An 18,558-nucleotide genomic window follows, 5' to 3' on the forward strand; every position below is an offset into this window, starting at 1 on the left:
CTAGGGGCTGTTGGCGTCGCGGCGCAAGCCGCGTTGCAGCGCCTGCGCAGCGCGATCGGATGGTGACGAACAATCAACGAGGTTTGTTCCCGTTTTCCTCGGGGCGCCAGCCGTGGCGGCGCAGGTCGACGCGGTCGTTGCTTATCGTCAGCCCTTCGGCGCGCAGGCGGGCACGCTGTTCGGCGCCGGCCGTGCTGCCTGCCGGCAGGCTAAGGCGTCCGCCGGCTGCGAGCACGCGATGCCAGGGCAGGCGGGTGTCGTTCGGGAGCTGGCTGAGCATACGGCCAACCCAGCGTGCCGCACGTCCCAGGCCGGCCAGGCTGGCCAGCTCGCCATAGGCAACCACTTTGCCTTCCGGGATGGCTGCCAGCACCAGATAAAGCGCGGCACGGCGCTCCTCGGCGCTTGCCGCAGGGGGCGGCGCTAGGGCATGTTCAGGCACTTTCTCCGGTTTCTTATGGGGTGTTCTGCCCATGTCGTTGCGCATCCTGCTGTTGCTGCTTGTGAGTACGGCCCTACCGGCACGTGCCGATACCGTGTGGCTGAGCAATGGCGACCGCCTGACCGGCGAGATACTGCTGCTCGATGGCGGCAAGCTGGCGCTGAAGACCAAGTATGCCGGGCGCGTGCTGATCGACTGGAAGGATATCGATACCCTGAGTGCGGACAAACCCCTGATGTTGCGTCGCAGCAGTCTGGACAGCGAAAAAAGCGAACGGCTGAAGCCGGCCGGCAAAGGCATGGTACGCCTGGTCAATGGTGGCGAGCAGGTCGTGGCGCTGGCCGAGATCAACCGCCTGCTACCGCCGCGGCCGTTGCTTCAGGATCGTGTCTGGGAAGGCAACCTGGACGCCAAGCTGGACATGGAGCGCAACGAAGACCGCACCGACGAATGGAAGCTCAAGGGCAATACCCGCATCGAGCACGGGCGCTGGCGCCATGTGCTGCGCGGCGAGCTGGAGCACGAGACGGAAAATGGCGAGAAGACCGAGGATAACTGGGAGCTGGAGTATGACCTTGATCGCTTCTTCACCGATCACTGGTTCTGGCGCGGCGGCTATGAGCACCAGGAGGATCATTTCGAGAATGTCAGCCGCCAGCGCATCCTGGGCACGGGGCCGGGGTATCGTTTCTGGGATACCGAGCTGGGACGCTTCGACCTGATCGGCCAGTTCAACCGGGTGCGTCTCGACTCGCCATACCTCGACCTGAGCTTCGACAGCTGGTCGCTGGAATGGGACTTCAAGCGCCTGCTCTGGGGCTCGCGCCTGGAGTTTTACTCCACTGCGGAAATACAGGTGCCGCAAATCGCCGAGGTCGACTATGTGTTCGATGGTGAGGCGGGGTTGCGCTACCACGTCAACGACTGGGCCAGGCTGTCACTTTTGTACGAGCTGAACCAGCTGCGCGGACTGGGCTCGACCTTCTCCGATCGTCACTATCTGATCGGCCTCGGCATAGGCTGGTAGTCGTAAAGCTGAACTCGACGGCTAGCCGCCGGTCTGTGCTTGCTCAGCCGGCGCGCATGCGGATAATGCGCGCCTTTGCCCGCAACCAGCCCGTTGATATCCCATGACACTGCCGCGCTCCCTGCTTTGCCTGACGCTTGCCCTTTCCCCCACCTCTCTGCTGGCCGATACCGTCTGGCTGAAGAACGGCGACAAGCTTACCGGCAGCATTCTGCTGTTCGATGGCGGCAAGCTGCTGCTCAAGACCGACTATGCCGGCAGCGTTACTCTGGATGTGAAGAAGATTGCCACTCTGGAGAGTGCGCAGGAGCTGCTGATCAAACAGGACGACTTCATTGGCGAGCGCGCCAAGTCCATTCGGCCCGCGGGCGAGGGCCAGGTGGAGTTGGTCAATGGTACTGCACCGAAAGTGGTGGAGCTGACTTCCATCAGCCAGATGCTGCCGCCCAAGCCGCTGGTGCAGGATCTGACCTGGACCGGCAACCTGGATTTCTCCGCCGACTACAAGCGCGCCGAGAACGATGTCGAGGACTATGACATCGACCTGGATACCAAGGCCCGGCACGGCGCCTGGCGCCACAGCATTGCTGCCGAGTACGACCATGAAACCAAGGACGGCGAGCGTAAGACCGATCGAGTCGAGCTCGACTACGACCTCGATCGCTTTCTTACCCAGCAATTCTTTTGGCAGGGCCAGCTGAAATACAGCCATGACCGGGTCGAGGATCTCGAGACCCAGCGTACCGTGGGTACCGGACCCGGTTACCAGTTCTGGGACGACGCGCTGGGCGCCTTCTCCATGGCTGGGCTGTTCAACCGCAACGACTACGTGTTCGCCGACGGTAGCAGCGAGCACTTCAATTCGGCAGCGATGGAATGGGACTACCGGCGCTATCTGCTCGGCAAGAACTTCGAGCTGTACAGCCAGGGTGAGGTTGGCGTGCCCTTCATCGAAGAAATCGACTACATCATCGATACCGAGGCAGGCGTGCGCTACAAGCTCAACAGCTGGGCGGCGCTGAGCCTCAAGGCCGAGTGGGACAAGGTGGCCAGCGAGCATGGCGATACCAATGAGCGGCGCTATCTGATCGGCCTGGGCGTGGGCTGGTAGTCGCGTTTCTTCATCGGGCCCAATATTCAGCAGCAGGCATCGAGCACCCGAACAAGTTTGCAGGCGGCACGGTCCGCGGGGTCGGCAGTCGAATCGCAGGCAAAAAAAGACCCGGCAAAGTGCCGGGTCAATAACCGTGATTAGCCTGATGAGGAGATAATCTGAAGAGTCCGACTGAATGGTCTCTTGAGCTTATCGGCTGATCTCGCGACCAGTTGCGGTAATAATAACAATTCTCATTTTTGCGTCAATACCTAGATGAGAATTATTTTCGACTGCCTGGCTTCGACTACCTGGCATAGGGCAGAAACGAACAACCCCGGCATCTGGCCGGGGTTGTCGTTTTCGGCGGTAGTATCAGGCCGGCTGAACCTGGGCGCGCAGCTGGGTGACTTCCTTGTTCATCAGGTCGATACGCCGGGCCATGCTCTCGATCAGGCTGTGGGCGATGCGTGGGTTGCTTTGCATCAGGCTGAGAAACTGGTCCTTGGGAATGACCATGACAGTGCAGGGCTCGCTGGCAAGCACTGTGGCGCTGCGCTTCTCGCGAGTGAACACGGCCATGGCGCCGAAGATCTCGTCTTTCTGTACGTCGCCGACTTTCTGCCCATCGACATAGGCCTCGGCATGGCCTTCGATGATCACGAACACATGGTCCGCATCATCGCCCTGGTGGATCAGTTCTTCGCCGGCCGCGAAGTGCTGGAAGCCGGTGGCTGGGCGGATCTCCGGCTGCTTGAGGCGGGCCAGGGCATCGGAGAGCAAGGCGGTGTGGCCAATCAGGTACTGGATGAAGAGTTCCTGGCGTTGCTCGCTGGCATAGATGTGCTTGAACACTTCGCTGCGCGAGTAGGGGATCAGAGTCAGCTGCTCTTCGCTGCTGTAGCGGCAGCTGGGCAGGTCGATACCCTGACGCAGGCCGACCAGATCGCCTTCCTGTAGATAGAACAGCGGGCGATCATCGACCTGGGCATGTAGCAGGCCGTTTTCGATGATGTACAGCTGGTTGCCGGGCAGAATCTTGGCCAGGTCATCGACCTGTTCGAGGCGCAGTGGCGCTCCGCTGGACTGCAGCCCATCCAGTAGCTGGGTAGGAATGCTCTGCAGGCGTTGGATCAGCTGATCGGCGTAGGCCGGTTGCTCCCCGAGTAAGTACATGACGTTGATTCCTTGAACTGGCTAGGCTGACGATAAGGCACGCCGCTGATGGCAACAATAGGCGGCGGCGCGATGCAGGTAAATCCCGCCGCTCGGAGGTTGTGAGCTAGCTCTTGTTGCCCGGGCGCTGCTCGTCCAGTTGGCCATTGAGTCTGGCTTTGAGTCCCGGCGGCAGCTCGTTCCAGTGTACGTCCAGCAGTGCGCCCTCGATGGCATAGAGCAATACCTTGGAAGCGCGAAAGCCTCGTGCGCGCACTGCCCGGTATGCGTCCACCGCACCGAGACGGCGCAGGTCATTGGCATTGTGAATGCCGACCGCATGTAGCCATTGGGCCGATGTCTTGCCCAGGTTTCTGAGATGTTGCAGTTCATCGTTCATTGCGCCTCCTTTCCTTGCATTGCTGCGCAGTCACGAATCGGCTCGATTGGGGAAGCCTGCCAGGAAGTGTAGCGGCCAGCGTATAAAACGCGTCTTCTGCCCGTCGCCCCACGCCTGTTGCAGCTGCGGAGCGAGTTCCAGCAGCGGGTCACGGCCGCTGGCTTGCTGCAGTTTCTGCACGGCCGACCAGGTGCTCAGGTAGCCCAGCAGCTGGGTGAAATCCCATTGCAGCTCGATAGCGAATTCAGGTAGCGCGAGGCGCCTGAAGGGTGTGTGGATGTCGGCGTAGCCGGCATCCACGCTGGCGCGCCCGCTGGGCCAGTAACCGCCCAGGGTGTGTCGGTAGAAGTCATCGAGCAGTGCATCGAGCGCCTCATCGATGCGCAGCAGGCCGTAGCACCAGGCGCAGAACAACCCGCCAGGGCCGAGCAGGCGGCGCGCCTCGGTAAAGAAATCCGGTGTGGCGAACCAATGCAGGGCCTGGGCGACCACTATCAGGTCCAGACAGCCATCGTGCAGCGGTTGGGCGCTGGCGTTGGCGGCGAAGCAGAACACGCCTGGCAGATCGGCGGCTCGCAGCTGTTCCGGGCTGGCATCGCAAGCCAGCACCTGGTCGAAATGTCGCTGCAGAGGGCGAGTGGCCTGGCCATTGCCGCAGGCGATGTCCAGCGCGCGTTGGTGGCCAGGGCTGTGAGCCGCCAGCCAGTCGAACAGCGGCTCGGGGTATTGCGGGCGGAAGCTGGCATAGGCGTCGGCGCGGTTGCCGAACAGGCGGGCGATCTCGCTCATGCGGCTGCCGTTCAGGTGGGGCGGTAGCGCATGCGAATACCGAACTGCATCGACAGCAGTACCTCGTCGGCACTCAGTTGCACGGGGAAGTACACCCCGGAAATCTGTGCGTGGGCGATGCTGGCGCCTTCCAGTTTCGCTTCGCGCAGGTCCAGCCCGCGCAGGTCGGCGCCGCGGAAGTAGGCGTCGGTGAAGTCGATGCGGCTGGCGTCGAGCTGGCGCAGGTCGAGGCCGCGGAAGTCTCCGCCGCGCAGATCGATCATGCCGGTCTGCGGTTTCTGGGCGTTGAATTCGGCAATCTGCTCGTTGCGCAGCAGGCGATACAGCGCGCTATCCAGCTGGCGGGGTTGGCTCATGGGGTGCCTCCATTCAGGGCCTGCCGGCAGTATAGAGCAGGCCCGAAGGAGCGCTCGTCTGCCTCAGATTCCCGGCAGACGCTGGCGAATGCGTTCTACCAGGCTGTCCAGGCTGGCCGCCTGGTGCGTGTCCACGCGCCGGCTGTGGGCCGCTTCGTCCTCGTCCAGCTCGTCGCGGCCGGCCTGTTGGGCCTGGATGACTTCCAGGGTGGCGTCGGAAGGGTCGTTGCCGTCGGCCTGCCGCTGTTGCAGCCAGGCCTCGATGACGTCCATGGGCGCCTGGCAGTCGAGGATCAGGAAAGGTGCGCCATTCTGCTCGGCCACCTGCCAGGCGGCGCTGCGCTGCTCGCGCTTGAGATAGGCAGCGTCCAGCACGACCGGGAAGCCCGCGTGCAGGGCGTTCTCTGCCAGCTGGTGCAGGCGCTGGTAGGTGGCAGCTGTGGCCTCGGCACTGTAGATGCCGGCGCGCAACGCACCTTTTTCGGCCTCCGGCTGCTCGCCGAACAGGCGCTTGCGTTCTACATCCGAGCGCAGGCGAATGGCGCCGAGGGCCTCCACCAGGCGCAGGGCCACGTGGCTCTTGCCGACGGCCGATACACCACAGGTGATGGCCAGGAAGGGCGAGGGGATGGCGCTGTAGCTTTCTGCCAGGTTGGCGTAGTTGCGGTACTGGCGCAGGGTCGCGGCTTTTTGTACGGCGTCGTTCTGGTGCGCCAGGCTGAACAGCGCGACCTTGGCTCGTACCAGGGCGCGGTAGGCCTTGTAGAAATTGATCAGTTCCAGTGCGGCATAGTCGCCAGTGTGTTCCAGCCAGGCGCTGACGAAGCGTCGGGAGTGGGCCTTGAGACCTCGATCTTCCAGGTCCATGGCGAGAAACGCGGCGTCCGAGGCAATGTCGATCAGGCGGAACGGTTCGTTGAATTCGATGCAGTCGAACAATACGACTTCGCCGTCCAGCAGGGTGGCGTTGCCCAGGTGGATATCACCATGGCACTCGCGAATCGAACCGTTAGTTGCACGCGTGGCCAGCAGGGGTTCGAGGCGGGTGATGTTGGCTTCGGTCCAGGCTTCCAGAGCCTCTAGTTGCTGCAGGTCGGCAGCGTCGGACAGCAGCGGACGGATCTGCTCGAAGTTCTGTCGCATCGGCGCGACGATGGCCTGCGGCGAGCACAGCGGGTGATCGACGGCGACGGCTGGTGTACGGCCGTGGAAGTCGGCGATCTGTGCAGCCAGGGCATCGATGTGGGCAGGCGTCAGCTCGCCACGGGCCTGCACGGCGCTGAGCAACTGGCTCTGCGGGAACTGACGCATCTTCAGGGCATATTCGATGGCCGGGCCATCGCCACCCAGTTGCGGAGCGCTTTCGCTGCCGCTGATCGGTAGAACTTCGAGGTACAGACCGTCGGTCAGACGCTGGTTGAGGCGCAGCTCCTCGCCACAGAAATGGCGGCGCTTGTCCAGGTCGGTGAAGTCAAGGAAGCCGAAGTTCATCGGTTTCTTGATCTTGTAGGCAAATGGGCCGGTGAGCACTACCCAGGAGATATGCGTTTCGATCACCTGGAAGCCGTCTACCGGATGAGGATAGAGGGCTGGATTCTGCAGTGCGGCAATCAGGGCTTGGCTCACGGTCGTTCCTTGCTTTCGAATTCGATAAGAGGCGGCATTATGGCCGCTGTGCGGCGCTCTGCAAACCGCTGGTACGTGCCTGGCTGGGCTGGGCAAAGTGCGTATAATCCCGCGCCATGACTCGATCCCGTACCCCTCGTAAAGGCGCCAAGCGCCGCTCCGGCAGCTCCCGTTCCTGGCTGGGCTGGTTGTTCAAACTGGCACTGGTCGGCCTGGTGGTGGTAGCTGGCTTTGCCGTTTATCTGGATGCCGTGGTGCAGGAGAAATTCTCCGGCAAGCGTTGGACGGTGCCCGCCAAGGTCTATGCACGGCCGCTGGAGTTGTTCGTCGGCCAGAAGCTCAGCAAGACCGATTTCCTCACCGAGCTGGATGCGCTCGGCTACCGCCGCGAGGGTGCTGCCAATGGCCCCGGCGCCGCTGCGGTGAATGGCAATCTGGTCGATTTGCATACTCGCGGTTTCCAGTTCTACGAAGGTAGCGAGCCGGCTCAACGGGTGCGGGTGAAGTTCTCCGGCGACTACGTGGCCGGGCTGACTCAGGCCAATGGCGCCAATCTGGCGGTGGCGCGCATGGAGCCGCTATTGATTGGCGGCTTGTATCCCGCGCACCACGAAGATCGCATCCTGATCAAGATCGACCAGGCACCACCCTATCTGGTGGAGACCCTGGTGGCGGTCGAGGATCGCGAGTTTTTCAATCACTTCGGCGTATCGCCCAAGGGCATTGCGCGTGCAGTCTGGATCAACGCCACCGCGGGGCAGCTGCGCCAGGGTGGCAGTACCCTGACCCAGCAGTTGGTGAAGAACTTCTATCTCTCCAGCGAGCGTAGCCTGACGCGCAAGCTGACCGAAGCCATGATGGCGGTGCTGCTCGAGCTGCACTACGACAAGAAGGAGATCCTCGAGGCATACCTCAATGAGGTGTTCCTCGGCCAGGATGGCCAGCGCGCCGTGCATGGCTTCGGTCTGGCCAGCCAGTACTTCTTCAGTCAGCCGCTGGGCGAACTCAAGCTCGAGCAGGTGGCTTTGCTGGTGGGTATGGTCAAGGGGCCGACCTACTACAACCCGCGACGCAATCCCGAGCGCGCCCTGGAGCGGCGCAATCTGGTGCTCGACCTGCTGGTGCAGCAGGGCGTGGTGAGTGCCGAACAGGCTGAGGCGGCGAAGAAGAAGCCGCTGGGTGTGACCAAGCGCGGCAGTCTGGCCGACAGCTCATTCCCCGGTTTCCTCGACCTGGTCAAGCGTCAGCTGCGCCAGGACTACCGCGAAGAGGACCTGACCGAGGAAGGCCTGCGTATTTTCACCAGCTTCGATCCGATCATTCAGCTCAAGGCCGAAGCGGCCCTGGGCGAAACCCTCAAGCGCCTTTCCGGGCGCAAGGGTGTGGATGAGGTGGAAGCGGCCATGGTCGTCACCAATCCGGAGACCGGCGAGGTGCAAGCCCTGATCGGTAGTCGTCAGCCGCGTTACGCCGGTTTCAACCGGGCGCTGGATGCCAATCGGCCAATCGGTTCGCTGATCAAACCGGCGGTTTACCTCACTGCCCTGGAGCGACCGAGTCAGTACACCCTGACCAGTTGGCTGGAGGACACGCCGTTTTCTGTGAAGGGCCAGGATGGTCAGGTCTGGCGACCGCAGAACTACGACCACAAGGCTCACGGCACCATCTACCTCTATCAGGGGCTGGCCAATTCCTACAACCTGTCGACTGCCAAACTCGGTTTGGAACTGGGCGTGCCCAATGTGCTCAAAACCCTTGCGCGCCTTGGTGTCGAGCGTGACTGGCCGGCTTATCCCTCGATGTTGCTGGGCGCCGGAGCCCTGAGCCCGATGGAAGTGGCCACTATGTACCAGACCCTGGCCAACGGTGGCTTCAATACACCGCTGCGCGGTATCCGCAATGTGCTGGCCGCGGAAGGTGAGCCACTCAAGCGTTATCAGTTCCGTATCCAGCAACGCTTCGATCCGGGGGCGATCTACCTGGTGCAGAACGCCATGCAGCGGGTGATGCGCGAGGGCACTGGACGTTCGGTGTACAGTCAATTGCCGGCCTCGCTGACGCTGGCGGGCAAGACCGGAACCAGCAACGACTCGCGTGATAGCTGGTTTGCCGGTTTCAGTCAGGATCTGCTGGCCGTGGTCTGGTTGGGGCGCGACGACAACGGCAAGACGCCGCTGACCGGCGCCACGGGGGCATTGCAGGTCTGGGCGGGCTTCATGAAGAAGGCCGACCCGCTGCCGCTGGATATGCCCATGCCGGACAATGTGACGGCGGCCTGGGTGGATGCCAGCAGTGGCCAGGGCTCTGCGGCAGGTTGCCCGAATGCCGTGGAGATTCCTTATATACGTGGCAGCGAACCGGCAGCGGGCGCCCCGTGTGGCATGGGGGCTCCGGCGGACTCGGTGATGGACTGGGTGCGTGGTTGGCTCAACTGAATTTTGTTGTAAGTGAGGATGTGCATGGCTAGGTGGTGGATTGCGGTGGTGGCGGTGTCTGCAGTGCTGACGGGTTGCGCCAGCGTGCCGCAGGGCTCCATTCCGGTAGTGGACTCCAGTGGGCGCCTGCTCGATGACGAGCAGGGCGGCGGCTATGGTGTGTCCAGTGCGCCTGCACCGCAGGCGCAGGATCTGCCGCAGGACTCCGGCGTGGTGGTGATGGTGCCAGGCGGCGTGAACTCGGCCCCCTTGCAGACCTTTCCGGACGGTAGCAGCGTCACCCCCTCGACGTTTGAGTCGGGGCCGCTGAGCAGCGCTCCTCTTGCTGGTGCTGCCGATGGCTATCAGGCGGCGCCGATCCCCAGCATGCCCAGCGGCATCCCTGGCGGTGGCAGTCTGGCGGCGGACGAACAGCTCGATGGTCCGGTGCTGGCGCTATTGACCAGCGCGCAGCAGCAACAAAGCAGTGGCGATCTGGATGGCGCTTCGTCCAGTCTGGAGCGTGCCCAGCGCATCGCCCCGCGGGAACCACAGGTACTTTATCGCCTGGCGGAGGTGCGCCTGGCTCAAGGCGATGCGGCCCAGGCCGAGCAGTTGGCGCGCCGTGGTCTGACCTACGCCAATGGGCGCCCGACCTTGCAGGCGGGTCTCTGGGGGCTGATCGCCCAGGCGCGCGAGCGTCAGGGCGATGCCGCAGGCGCAGCGCAAGCTCGTGAGCGAGCACGGGTCAGCCTCTGATGGATACGCGCCTGTCTGCTGTTGCTGAGCAACTGTTGCTGATCGAGCGGGAATTGCGTGTGCTGGGGCTCTGGTCGGTCGAGCCGCCGAGCGCGGAGGCATTGGCCAGCGTGCAGCCGTTCTGCGTGGATACCATGAGTTTCGAAGCCTGGCTGCAGTGGCTGTTCCTGCCGCGGATGAAGGCGCTGCTGGAGTCGTCTGGAGCCTTGCCCTCGGCTTCGGGCATCCGCCCGATGGCGGAGGAGTGCTATCGCGGCCGTGAGACCGAAGTGCTTGGCTTGCTACGGGAGCTGGGGGAGTTTGATCGACTGATCACGAGCGCTGGTTAAGCGCTCGTGATGCTGCCGTTCCCGTTTACTTGCAATTCTCGGAAATCAGCTTCTTGCTTTCGGCGATTTGTGCCTGGCGCTCTTCTTCGGTAAGGCGACGCAACTCGCCTTTGTCTTCTACGCGAACGCGTGGGTTGTTTTCTAACTGAGAAAGGTTGGTGCGTACTGCTTCGCAGTATTTCCTGCGCTCGGCTTCCTGCTCGGCAACTTCCTTTTTCACCTTCTCATCAATGGCTTTCTGCTCCGGCTCGGCGGTAGGGGCTGCGCTGCTGGGGGCAGGCTGTTCCACGGAAAGCTTGGGTTGGGAAATGTTCGGATTCACCTCGGCAGCCTGCTGGCCTTCAGGTGGCTGCGAGCCAAAGTGAACATTGCCTTGCGCGTCCACCCACTTATAAATCTGGCCAGCACTGGCATTGGCGCTCAGGGCGAGCAGCACACTGCACGCGAGAATCATGCGACGCATGTCATTTCCTTCTTGAAGTCGGCAGCAAAAACCTGCCGGTTACTATAACCAAAACCTGCAAATCTTCATCCTGCTCCATGTCACAAGCCGCGATTACAAGAAACTGCGTGCTATGACTTGACTTGCTGTTCAGTAATCCGAACAATCGCCCATTCCTGCTGTAGTGGAGTCCGCCGCAAGCGTCCTTCAGCTCAGTGGAAAAAGGCGCTACCCGTGCCGACCCCCGTTACACCCGCAACGCGTTACCTCGCGCTGGGAAGGAAAGGCTCCGCAAGATTGGGCCGTTCCGCTACTCGTCAAGCAGACCCCTGCACTATCTCGCGACCACAGTCGTGATCGTCTGCCGGCCAGTAAGACCTACATCAAGGACCACTCGTTGTCGGGTGGTAATCTGGCGTTCTAGAGGTGAACAACGTGGAGCTTTTATCCGGCGCTGAAATGGTCGTCCGCTCGTTGCGTGACGAAGGCGTGAAGTACATCTATGGGTACCCGGGCGGTGCCCTCCTGCACATCTATGATGCTCTGTTCAAAGAGCCGGAAGTGACCCATATCCTGGTGCGTCACGAGCAGGCCGCTACTCATATGGCCGACGGCTATGCCCGCGCGACCGGCAAGGCCGGTGTGGTGCTGGTGACTTCCGGTCCCGGCGCGACCAATGCTGTGACCGGCATCGCCACGGCCTACATGGACTCGATCCCGATGGTGATCATTTCCGGCCAGGTGCCCAGCACCGTGGTCGGTACCGATGCCTTCCAGGAAACCGACATGGTCGGTATTTCCCGTCCGATCGTGAAGCACAGCTTCATCATCAAGCATCCTTCGGAAATCCCCGAAGTGATCAAGAAAGCCTTCTACCTCGCCCAGTCCGGTCGTCCAGGCCCGGTGGTCGTGGATATTCCCAAGGACATGGGCGATCCGACCCAGAAGTTCGAGTACAGCTACCCGAAGAAGGTCAAACTGCGCTCCTACAGCCCGGCTACCCGTGGTCATTCCGGGCAGATCCGCAAGGCTGCCGAGATGCTCCTGGCTGCCAAACGTCCGGTCATGTACTCCGGAGGTGGCGTGGTCATGGGTGGGGCTTCCGAGCAGCTCACCGAACTGGCGCGCATGCTCAATATTCCGGTAACCAATACCCTGATGGGCCTCGGTGCCTATCCGGGCACTGATCGTCAGTTCGTCGGCATGCTCGGCATGCACGGCAGCTACACCGCCAACCTGGCCATGCATCATGCCGATGTGATCCTGGCGGTTGGCGCACGCTTCGACGATCGAGTGATCAATGGCGAGACCGGTGCCAAGTTCTGCCCGAACGCCAAGATCATCCACATCGATATCGATCCGGCTTCGATCTCCAAGACCGTCAAGGCTGACATCCCGATCGTCGGCCCTGTCGACAGCGTGCTGACCGAGATGGTTGCCATCCTCAAGGAAATCGGCGAGACCCCGAACAAGGAAACCGTCGCCAACTGGTGGAAGCAGATCGACGAGTGGCGCGGTAGTGGTCGTCTGTTCCCCTACAACGAGGGTGACGGCAGCATCATCAAGCCGCAGACCGTGATCGAGACGCTGAGCGAAGTGACCAAGGGCGATGCCTTCATCACCTCCGACGTCGGTCAGCACCAGATGTTCGCGGCGCAGTACTACCGTTTCAACAAGCCGAACCGCTGGATCAACTCCGGTGGCCTGGGCACCATGGGCTTCGGTTTCCCGGCTGCCATGGGCGTCAAGCTGAACTTCCCGGAGGCCGATGTGGCCTGCGTGACCGGTGAAGGCAGTATCCAGATGAACATCCAGGAGTTGTCGACCTGCCTGCAGTACGACCTGCCGGTGAAGATCATCAACCTCAACAACGGTGCGCTGGGCATGGTTCGCCAGTGGCAGGACATGCAATACAGCAGCCGTTACTCGCACTCTTACATGGAATCGCTGCCTGACTTCGTCAAGCTGGCCGAGGCCTATGGTCACGTGGGCATGCGCATCACCGACCTGAAAGACCTCAAGCCGAAGATGGAAGAAGCCTTCGCCATGAAGAACCGCCTGGTCTTCCTCGATATTGCAGTGGACACCAGCGAGCACGTGTACCCGATGCAGATTCGCGGCGGTGCCATGCGTGACATGTGGCTGAGCAAGACGGAGCGGACCTGACCATGCGCCATATCATCTCCCTGTTGCTGGAAAACGAACCAGGTGCGCTGTCGCGTATCGTCGGCCTGTTCTCCCAGCGCAACTACAACATCGAAAGCCTCACCGTGGCGCCAACCGAGGACCCGACCCTGTCGCGTCTGACGCTGACTACCGTTGGCCATGACGATGTGATCGAGCAGATCACCAAGAACCTCAACAAGCTGATCGAAGTGGTCAAGCTGGTGAATCTGTCGGAAAGCGCCCACATCGAGCGCGAACTGATGCTGGTGAAAGTGAAGGCCACCGGCGCACAGCGCGCCGAGGTCAAGCGCACCACCGACATCTTCCGTGGGCAGATCGTCGACGTGACTAGCAGCGTGTATACCATCCAGTTGGCCGGAACCAGCGACAAGCTGGACAGCTTCATCCAGGCCATCGGCACTGCGTCGATTCTGGAAACCGTGCGCAGCGGTGTCACCGGTATCGCCCGTGGCGACAAGGTACTGAGTATCTGACCTTCAGGTTGTTGCTGAAAGCCCCGCCCAGTGCGGGGCTTTTTTATGTCTGGCGGTTCCAGAACGCAGCGATCAGCGGATCCTTGAGGCGCTTTTGCAGGGCGAACAGTCCAATGTCGTAAGCGGTTAGCGGCGGTTGGATGTCGTAGATGCGGATGCGTGCAGTCAGCGGGCTGTTGTCCAGAACGATCTGCGGCACCACGCCGATGCCGAACCCCAGGCTTACCATGCTGACGATGGCTTCGTTGCCGCTCACCTGGGCGTAGATGCGTGGCTTGATGTTATGGCTTTTCAGCCAGCGGTCTGTGCGAGTTCTTGCAAGTCCCTCTTCCGACAGAATCATCGGTACGTCTCGCCAGGTCTCTGCGCCAGGATGCTTCAGTTGCTCATCGCTGAGTAGTTGAGGGGATTGCGGGCCGATAAATCGCAACTCGGAGCGGGTTATGGATTGGAATGCGATGTCGGCCGGCAGATTGTCCGGCCGCGCGCCGATGGCCAGGTCTTCCAACTGTTGCTGCACGCGTTCGACGGCCTTGGCCGGATCCCCGGTGTGCAGTTTCATTTCGATGCGCGGATAGTTCTGACGGAAGCTGCTCAGAATGTCGTAGAGAAAGCTGTAGCTGGCCGTGACCGAGCAATAGAGGGAGAGTTCGCCGTGCAGGATCAGCTGGTCTTGCTTGAAGGTCTGGCGGATAGCCTGCCAGCCGTTCATGACTTCCTGAGCGTATTCGCGGAATTGTTGTCCCTCGCGCGTCAGCCGGACCGAGCGGTTGTCGCGCAGGAACAGAGGGGCGCCAAGTTCATCTTCTAACTGTTTGATGCTGCGGCTGAGGGCCGATGGGCTGACGTGCTGCTCGCGGCTGGTTTTGCCGAAGTGCAGGTTATCCGCCAAAGAAAGAAAAAGTCTGAGCGAGTGGCTATCCATAGTCGTTTCATATATTGGCATGTTGTGTTGCAAATATATCATTTTACGCAATGGTGCGGATCGCTTAAGGTGCCCCTGTAGCGGTGCTGAGCACCCATCCCTTTCGATCCAGAAGAGCCAAGAACATGAAAGTTTATTACGACAAAGACTGCGACCTCTCCATCATCCAGGGTAAGAAGGTCGCTGTTATCGGCTACGGCTCCCAAGGCCACGCTCAGGCGTGCAACCTGAAGGACTCCGGTGTTGACGTCACTATCGGTCTGCGCAAAGGCTCCGCTACCGTCTCCAAGGCCGAAGCCCATGGCCTGAAAGTCACCGACGTGGCCACTGCCGTTGCCAATGCCGATCTGGTCATGATCCTGACCCCGGACGAGTTCCAGGGCCGCCTGTACAAGGAAGAGATCGAGCCGAATATCAAGAAGGGCGCCACCCTGGCCTTCTCGCACGGCTTCTCTATCCACTACAACCAGGTTGTGCCACGTGCCGACCTCGATGTGATCATGATTGCGCCGAAGGCTCCGGGTCACACCGTGCGTTCCGAGTTCGTCAAGGGCGGCGGTATCCCTGACCTGATCGCCATCTACCAAGACGCCTCTGGCAACGCCAAGAACGTCGCTCTGTCCTACGCCTGCGGTGTCGGCGGTGGCCGTACCGGTATTATCGAAACCACCTTCAAGGACGAGACCGAAACCGACCTGTTCGGTGAGCAGGCCGTTCTCTGTGGCGGTTGCGTCGAGCTGGTAAAAGCCGGTTTCGATACCCTGGTAGAAGCCGGTTACGCTCCGGAAATGGCCTACTTCGAGTGCCTGCACGAGCTGAAGCTGATCGTCGACCTGATGTTCGAAGGCGGCATCGCCAACATGAACTACTCGATCTCCAATAACGCCGAATATGGTGAGTACGTCACCGGTCCGGAAGTCATCAACGCCGAATCCCGTCAGGCCATGCGCAACGCTCTGAAGCGCATCCAGGACGGCGAATACGCCAAGATGTTCATCCAGGAAGGTGCGGCAAACTACCCGTCGATGACCGCCTACCGCCGCAACAATGCCGCTCACGGCATCGAAGTGGTTGGTGAGAAGCTGCGCGCCATGATGCCGTGGATCTCGGCCAACAAGATTGTCGACAAGGCCAAGAACTAAGGTCTTTCGGTGCTCTAAGGAACGCGGCTTCGGCCGCGTTTTTTTATGCTCAGGCGGGCTTCTGGTATAAAGCCCTCTCGCTGAACCGTGTCGCTGGCGAACGCCTGGCGCTGACATCGGTCGTAGTCCTATTCAATTGCTGCAAGGTATTGTTCATGAACGAACGCCCCGAGGATTCTGGCAAAGGCTCTGAAGAAGAAAGCCTGCTACCCATCGATGAGCATGTAGAGGAAGGGCATGACGACGAGGGACGCAAGGTGCGTCATCGCGGCATCTACCTGCTGCCCAACCTGTTCACGACCGGTAACCTGTTTGCCGGCTTCTTTGCCATCGTCAGTGCCATGAACGGCAAGTTTGAGTACGCAGCTGTCGCTGTCTTCATCGCCATGGTGCTGGATGGGCTGGACGGGCGCGTGGCGCGACTGACCAATACCCAGAGCGCCTTCGGTGCCGAGTACGACTCGCTGTCCGACATGGTTGCCTTTGGCCTGGCTCCGGCGTTGCTGGCATACCAGTGGGCGTTGTCCGAGCTGGGCAATGTCGGGCTCACAGTGGCATTCATCTATACCGCATGCGCGGCCTTGCGCCTGGCTCGCTTCAATACACAGATCGGCAAGGTCGACAAGAAGTGGTTCGTGGGGCTGGCCAGTCCGGCAGCTGCGGGTGTTGTCGCGGGTATGGTCTGGGCGCTGAAGGACTTCGGTGTCGATGGTGTGGATATGCCTGTGCCGGTGGTGATGCTCTATGCCTTGCTGGTGGCCATGGCAGGCGTCCTGATGGTCAGCAATATCAAGTTCTACAGCTTCAAGGATCTCGATTTCAAAGGGCGCGTTCCCTTCGTTGCCATCCTGGTTGTGGTCCTGGTGTTCGCCGTCGTGTTCAGCGACCCGCCCCGTATCCTGCTGTTGATCTTCCTGGCGTACGCGGTATCCGGGCCGGTGCAATATTTGTTGCAACTGCGCCGTCGCAAAACCGTCGAGTAATGTAATTTTTCCGCGGCTCCGCAGTCTATTGGCGCATCAATCGTCCTTATTGCGGAGCTCAGCATGCTTATCAAGACGCCCCCCACCTCTGCTGCTCGTGAGTGCGAGGTTACGCCGGAGGCCGTGTATCTTTCCCGTCGTCGTTTGATGTCTGCCGCCGCCGGCGCTGTGGCTGCAAGTATTTTGCCTGTACGTGCTGACGAGGGGCGTTACACGGATGTCGAGCCGGGTGCGTCGCCTGCCTGGTTTAGCGAAAAGCTGTCGAGTGTACGCTGGCAAGCGGTTACGGCCGGTGAGGAGGCACTGACGCCTTACCCGGACGTTACCCACTACAACAACTTCTATGAGTTCGGCACCAACAAGGGTGACCCTGCGCGTTACGCGGGTAAGCTTGAGGTGGAGCCTTGGTCGGTGATGATCGATGGTGAGGTGGCCAGGCCTGGGGCTGTCTCGCTGGAGCAACTGGTGCAGCCGCATCGCCTGGAAGAGCGGATTTACCGGCTGCGTTGCGTCGAAGCCTGGTCAATGGTGATTCCCTGGCTCGGATTTCCTCTGGCGGATCTGATCAAGCGGGCCGAGCCGACGGCCAATGCCAAATTTGTCCGCTTCGAGAGCCGTGTGGCGCCAGAGCAGATGGCCGGTGTGCGTTCAGGCTTCTCTCTAATCGATTGGCCCTATGTAGAAGGGCTGCGCCTGGATGAGGCGATGCATCCATTGACCCTGATGGCGGTCGGACTCTACGGGCGAGTACTGCCGAACCAGAATGGCGCGCCATTGCGCCTGGTAGTGCCATGGAAGTACGGGTTCAAGAGCATCAAGTCCATCGTGCGGATCAGCCTCGTGGCCGAACAACCTCGAACCACCTGGGAAGGTCTGGCTCCAGAGGAGTACGGCTTCTATGCCAACGTCAATCCTCAAGTGGATCATCCGCGCTGGAGTCAGGCTACGGAGCGACGCCTGCCTAACAGCCTGTTCAATCCCAACGTGATCTCGACCAGATTGTTCAATGGCTATGACGAGGTCTCCACTCTCTATAGTGGGCTCGACTTACAGAAGTATTACTGATGCGTTATCCGGTATGGCGCAGTGGCGTTTTTGTCGTTGCACTGCTGTTTCCTATGTTTTGGCTCTATCAGGGGCTGATGCAGCTGACTGGGCCTGATCCAGGTAAGGTTCTGGTGGATAACCTCGGGCAGGGTGCGTTGATCCTGCTCTTGCTCACATTGAGCATGACCCCGCTACGGCGTTTGACTGCATGGGGTGGTTGGCTTGCCGTGCGGCGCCAATTGGGCTTGTGGTGTTTTGCCTACGTCTTGCTGCATTTGTCGGGCTACTTGCTATTCATCCTTGGCCTGGACATGGCGCGTCTATGGGTTGATCTGGCTGAGCGCCCGTACATCATTGTTGGGGCTTTGGCTCTGCTGGCATTGCTACCGTTGGCGCTGACATCCAATCGCTATAGCCAACGCCGGCTAGGTCCCCGTTGGCGTCAATTGCACCGTCTGGTTTATCCGATTCTTGGCTTGGCATTGCTGCATATGCTCTGGGTGGTGCGCTCCGATGTTGGGGAGTGGGTGTTTTATGCGAGCTGTGGTGCAACTCTGTTGGTGCTGCGTCTACCGCCTCTGGTGGCCCTGTTGTCAATCGCTCAAGGGAAGATGACAAAATCTTTGCAGAAAGTCGTTGACGGGCGAATTTGAGTGCCTATAATGCGCACCTCTTCCGGCGCAGCCTGATCTGAAAACTCCTTGTTAAACAAAGAGTTAGATGGAAATAAAGGGTTGCACCGGCGGCGGATTCAAGTAGAATGCGCCGGCCTGACAGGGTGGTGGTTTGGTTCTGTCGGGGTTTCGGTCTGAAAAGAACGAAGATGCTAGAAAGAGGTGGTTGACAGCGGTTTTGAACGCTGTAGAATTCGCCTCCCGCTGATGCGAGATGAGAGTTTCGATAAGGCGCAAGCGGTTGAGAGGAAACGAAAAATTCTTCGAAACTGGTTGACAGAAAGAAAGGCTGCTG

Annotated in this window: 19 protein-coding genes and 1 pseudogene; 11 read left to right on the forward strand and 9 right to left on the reverse strand. The window is 60.7% G+C overall.

Annotation, left to right across the window (positions count from 1 at the left end; all coding sequences use genetic code 11):
* Positions 1–73: 73 nt before the first annotated feature.
* Positions 74–475 (reverse strand): MGMT family protein, encoded by a 402-nt coding sequence (locus tag AYB31_RS15505; RefSeq protein WP_068829601.1) that lies wholly within the window; start codon positions 473–475, stop codon positions 74–76.
* Here AYB31_RS15505 and AYB31_RS15510 point away from each other — a divergent pair.
* A complete protein-coding gene (locus AYB31_RS15510) occupies positions 474–1,469 on the forward strand; it encodes a DUF481 domain-containing protein (protein WP_068829602.1) in 996 nt (331 codons plus the stop codon). The genes AYB31_RS15505 and AYB31_RS15510 overlap by 2 nt on opposite strands.
* A gap of 103 nt (positions 1,470–1,572) precedes the next feature.
* Positions 1,573–2,580 (forward strand): DUF481 domain-containing protein, encoded by a 1,008-nt coding sequence (locus AYB31_RS15515; RefSeq protein ID WP_068829603.1) that lies wholly within the window; start codon positions 1,573–1,575, stop codon positions 2,578–2,580.
* Between the two features lie 357 nt (positions 2,581–2,937).
* Here AYB31_RS15515 and AYB31_RS15520 read toward each other — a convergent pair whose 3' ends face one another.
* The 5 genes from AYB31_RS15520 to AYB31_RS15540 form a co-directional block, all read right to left on the reverse strand.
* On the reverse strand, positions 2,938–3,738 hold the full coding sequence (locus tag AYB31_RS15520; RefSeq protein ID WP_068829604.1) for a cyclic nucleotide-binding domain-containing protein: 801 nt from the start codon (positions 3,736–3,738) through the stop codon (positions 2,938–2,940).
* A gap of 106 nt (positions 3,739–3,844) precedes the next feature.
* Entirely contained in the window at positions 3,845–4,117 is a 273-nt protein-coding gene (locus tag AYB31_RS15525) for a TfoX/Sxy family protein (RefSeq protein WP_068829605.1), read from the reverse strand.
* Between the two features lie 30 nt (positions 4,118–4,147).
* Positions 4,148–4,906, reverse strand: a complete 759-nt coding sequence (locus AYB31_RS15530) for a class I SAM-dependent methyltransferase (protein WP_068829606.1) — start codon at positions 4,904–4,906, stop codon at positions 4,148–4,150.
* An 11-nt stretch (positions 4,907–4,917) separates the two neighbouring features.
* Positions 4,918–5,262, reverse strand: coding sequence for a pentapeptide repeat-containing protein (locus tag AYB31_RS15535; protein ID WP_068829607.1), 345 nt, complete (start codon positions 5,260–5,262; stop codon positions 4,918–4,920).
* 63 nt (positions 5,263–5,325) lie between these two features.
* The gene (locus AYB31_RS15540; RefSeq protein WP_068829608.1) at positions 5,326–6,888 is read right to left on the reverse strand and encodes a bifunctional aminoglycoside phosphotransferase/ATP-binding protein; all 1,563 of its coding nucleotides are present in this window, start codon (positions 6,886–6,888) and stop codon (positions 5,326–5,328) included.
* Between the two features lie 116 nt (positions 6,889–7,004).
* Between AYB31_RS15540 and mrcB the strand changes: the two genes are divergently transcribed.
* From mrcB to AYB31_RS15555, 3 genes are read left to right on the forward strand one after another with little or no spacing between them, the layout of a single operon-like run.
* Positions 7,005–9,323 (forward strand): penicillin-binding protein 1B, encoded by a 2,319-nt coding sequence (gene mrcB / locus AYB31_RS15545; RefSeq protein WP_082805323.1) that lies wholly within the window; start codon positions 7,005–7,007, stop codon positions 9,321–9,323.
* Positions 9,324–9,347: 24 nt separating this feature from the next.
* A complete protein-coding gene (locus tag AYB31_RS15550; protein ID WP_068829609.1) occupies positions 9,348–10,061 on the forward strand; it encodes a tetratricopeptide repeat protein in 714 nt (237 codons plus the stop codon).
* Positions 10,061–10,390, forward strand: coding sequence for a YqcC family protein (locus AYB31_RS15555; protein ID WP_068829610.1), 330 nt, complete (start codon positions 10,061–10,063; stop codon positions 10,388–10,390). The genes AYB31_RS15550 and AYB31_RS15555 overlap by 1 nt, the downstream gene beginning before the upstream one ends.
* Positions 10,391–10,415: 25 nt before the next feature.
* On the opposite strand, the gene AYB31_RS15560 is transcribed toward AYB31_RS15555, so the two are convergent.
* Positions 10,416–10,853, reverse strand: a complete 438-nt coding sequence (locus AYB31_RS15560; protein ID WP_068829611.1) for a DUF4124 domain-containing protein — start codon at positions 10,851–10,853, stop codon at positions 10,416–10,418.
* Positions 10,854–11,267: 414 nt separating this feature from the next.
* On the opposite strand from AYB31_RS15560, the gene AYB31_RS15565 reads away from it, so the two are divergent.
* Positions 11,268–12,998: an acetolactate synthase 3 large subunit gene (locus tag AYB31_RS15565; RefSeq protein ID WP_068829649.1), complete on the forward strand. Its 1,731-nt coding sequence runs from the start codon at positions 11,268–11,270 to the stop codon at positions 12,996–12,998.
* A 2-nt stretch (positions 12,999–13,000) separates the two neighbouring features.
* On the forward strand, positions 13,001–13,492 hold the full coding sequence (gene ilvN, locus AYB31_RS15570) for an acetolactate synthase small subunit (protein ID WP_068829612.1): 492 nt from the start codon (positions 13,001–13,003) through the stop codon (positions 13,490–13,492).
* A 43-nt stretch (positions 13,493–13,535) separates the two neighbouring features.
* Here ilvN and ilvY read toward each other — a convergent pair whose 3' ends face one another.
* Positions 13,536–14,417, reverse strand: a complete 882-nt coding sequence (ilvY, locus tag AYB31_RS15575; RefSeq protein ID WP_068829613.1) for an HTH-type transcriptional activator IlvY — start codon at positions 14,415–14,417, stop codon at positions 13,536–13,538.
* A 125-nt stretch (positions 14,418–14,542) separates the two neighbouring features.
* On the opposite strand from ilvY, the gene ilvC reads away from it, so the two are divergent.
* From ilvC to msrQ, 4 genes are all read left to right on the forward strand, one after another.
* A complete protein-coding gene (gene ilvC, locus AYB31_RS15580; RefSeq protein ID WP_068829614.1) occupies positions 14,543–15,559 on the forward strand; it encodes a ketol-acid reductoisomerase in 1,017 nt (338 codons plus the stop codon).
* 155 nt (positions 15,560–15,714) lie between these two features.
* Positions 15,715–16,542 (forward strand): CDP-diacylglycerol--serine O-phosphatidyltransferase, encoded by an 828-nt coding sequence (gene pssA / locus AYB31_RS15585; RefSeq protein WP_068829615.1) that lies wholly within the window; start codon positions 15,715–15,717, stop codon positions 16,540–16,542.
* A gap of 63 nt (positions 16,543–16,605) precedes the next feature.
* A complete protein-coding gene (msrP, locus tag AYB31_RS15590) occupies positions 16,606–17,607 on the forward strand; it encodes a protein-methionine-sulfoxide reductase catalytic subunit MsrP (protein ID WP_068829616.1) in 1,002 nt (333 codons plus the stop codon).
* On the forward strand, positions 17,607–18,242 hold the full coding sequence (gene msrQ, locus AYB31_RS15595; protein WP_082805324.1) for a protein-methionine-sulfoxide reductase heme-binding subunit MsrQ: 636 nt from the start codon (positions 17,607–17,609) through the stop codon (positions 18,240–18,242). Before msrP ends, msrQ begins: the two co-directional genes overlap by 1 nt.
* A gap of 63 nt (positions 18,243–18,305) precedes the next feature.
* Here msrQ and AYB31_RS22065 read toward each other — a convergent pair.
* Positions 18,306–18,558, reverse strand: a pseudogene (locus tag AYB31_RS22065) (hypothetical protein); the annotation flags it as partial.

The sequence above is a fragment of the Pseudomonas sp. BMS12 genome (assembly GCF_001592875.1).
In the GTDB taxonomy this organism is placed as follows: Bacteria; Pseudomonadota; Gammaproteobacteria; order Pseudomonadales; family Pseudomonadaceae; genus Aquipseudomonas.

Excerpts from the sequence above, each read along its gene's own strand:
- AYB31_RS15510 (WP_068829602.1), top strand. The coding sequence starts at position 474 with ATGTCGTTGCGCATCCTGCTGTTGCTGCTTGTGAGTACGGCCCTACCG.
- AYB31_RS15505 (WP_068829601.1), bottom strand. The coding sequence starts at position 475 with ATGGGCAGAACACCCCATAAGAAACCGGAGAAAGTGCCTGAACATGCC.
- AYB31_RS15515 (WP_068829603.1), top strand. The coding sequence starts at position 1,573 with ATGACACTGCCGCGCTCCCTGCTTTGCCTGACGCTTGCCCTTTCCCCC.
- AYB31_RS15520 (WP_068829604.1), bottom strand. The coding sequence starts at position 3,738 with ATGTACTTACTCGGGGAGCAACCGGCCTACGCCGATCAGCTGATCCAA.
- AYB31_RS15525 (WP_068829605.1), bottom strand. The coding sequence starts at position 4,117 with ATGAACGATGAACTGCAACATCTCAGAAACCTGGGCAAGACATCGGCC.
- AYB31_RS15530 (WP_068829606.1), bottom strand. The coding sequence starts at position 4,906 with ATGAGCGAGATCGCCCGCCTGTTCGGCAACCGCGCCGACGCCTATGCC.
- AYB31_RS15535 (WP_068829607.1), bottom strand. The coding sequence starts at position 5,262 with ATGAGCCAACCCCGCCAGCTGGATAGCGCGCTGTATCGCCTGCTGCGC.
- mrcB (WP_082805323.1), top strand. The coding sequence starts at position 7,005 with ATGACTCGATCCCGTACCCCTCGTAAAGGCGCCAAGCGCCGCTCCGGC.
- AYB31_RS15550 (WP_068829609.1), top strand. The coding sequence starts at position 9,348 with ATGGCTAGGTGGTGGATTGCGGTGGTGGCGGTGTCTGCAGTGCTGACG.
- AYB31_RS15555 (WP_068829610.1), top strand. The coding sequence starts at position 10,061 with ATGGATACGCGCCTGTCTGCTGTTGCTGAGCAACTGTTGCTGATCGAG.
- AYB31_RS15560 (WP_068829611.1), bottom strand. The coding sequence starts at position 10,853 with ATGCGTCGCATGATTCTCGCGTGCAGTGTGCTGCTCGCCCTGAGCGCC.
- ilvN (WP_068829612.1), top strand. The coding sequence starts at position 13,001 with ATGCGCCATATCATCTCCCTGTTGCTGGAAAACGAACCAGGTGCGCTG.
- ilvY (WP_068829613.1), bottom strand. The coding sequence starts at position 14,417 with ATGGATAGCCACTCGCTCAGACTTTTTCTTTCTTTGGCGGATAACCTG.
- ilvC (WP_068829614.1), top strand. The coding sequence starts at position 14,543 with ATGAAAGTTTATTACGACAAAGACTGCGACCTCTCCATCATCCAGGGT.
- pssA (WP_068829615.1), top strand. The coding sequence starts at position 15,715 with ATGAACGAACGCCCCGAGGATTCTGGCAAAGGCTCTGAAGAAGAAAGC.
- msrP (WP_068829616.1), top strand. The coding sequence starts at position 16,606 with ATGCTTATCAAGACGCCCCCCACCTCTGCTGCTCGTGAGTGCGAGGTT.
- msrQ (WP_082805324.1), top strand. The coding sequence starts at position 17,607 with ATGCGTTATCCGGTATGGCGCAGTGGCGTTTTTGTCGTTGCACTGCTG.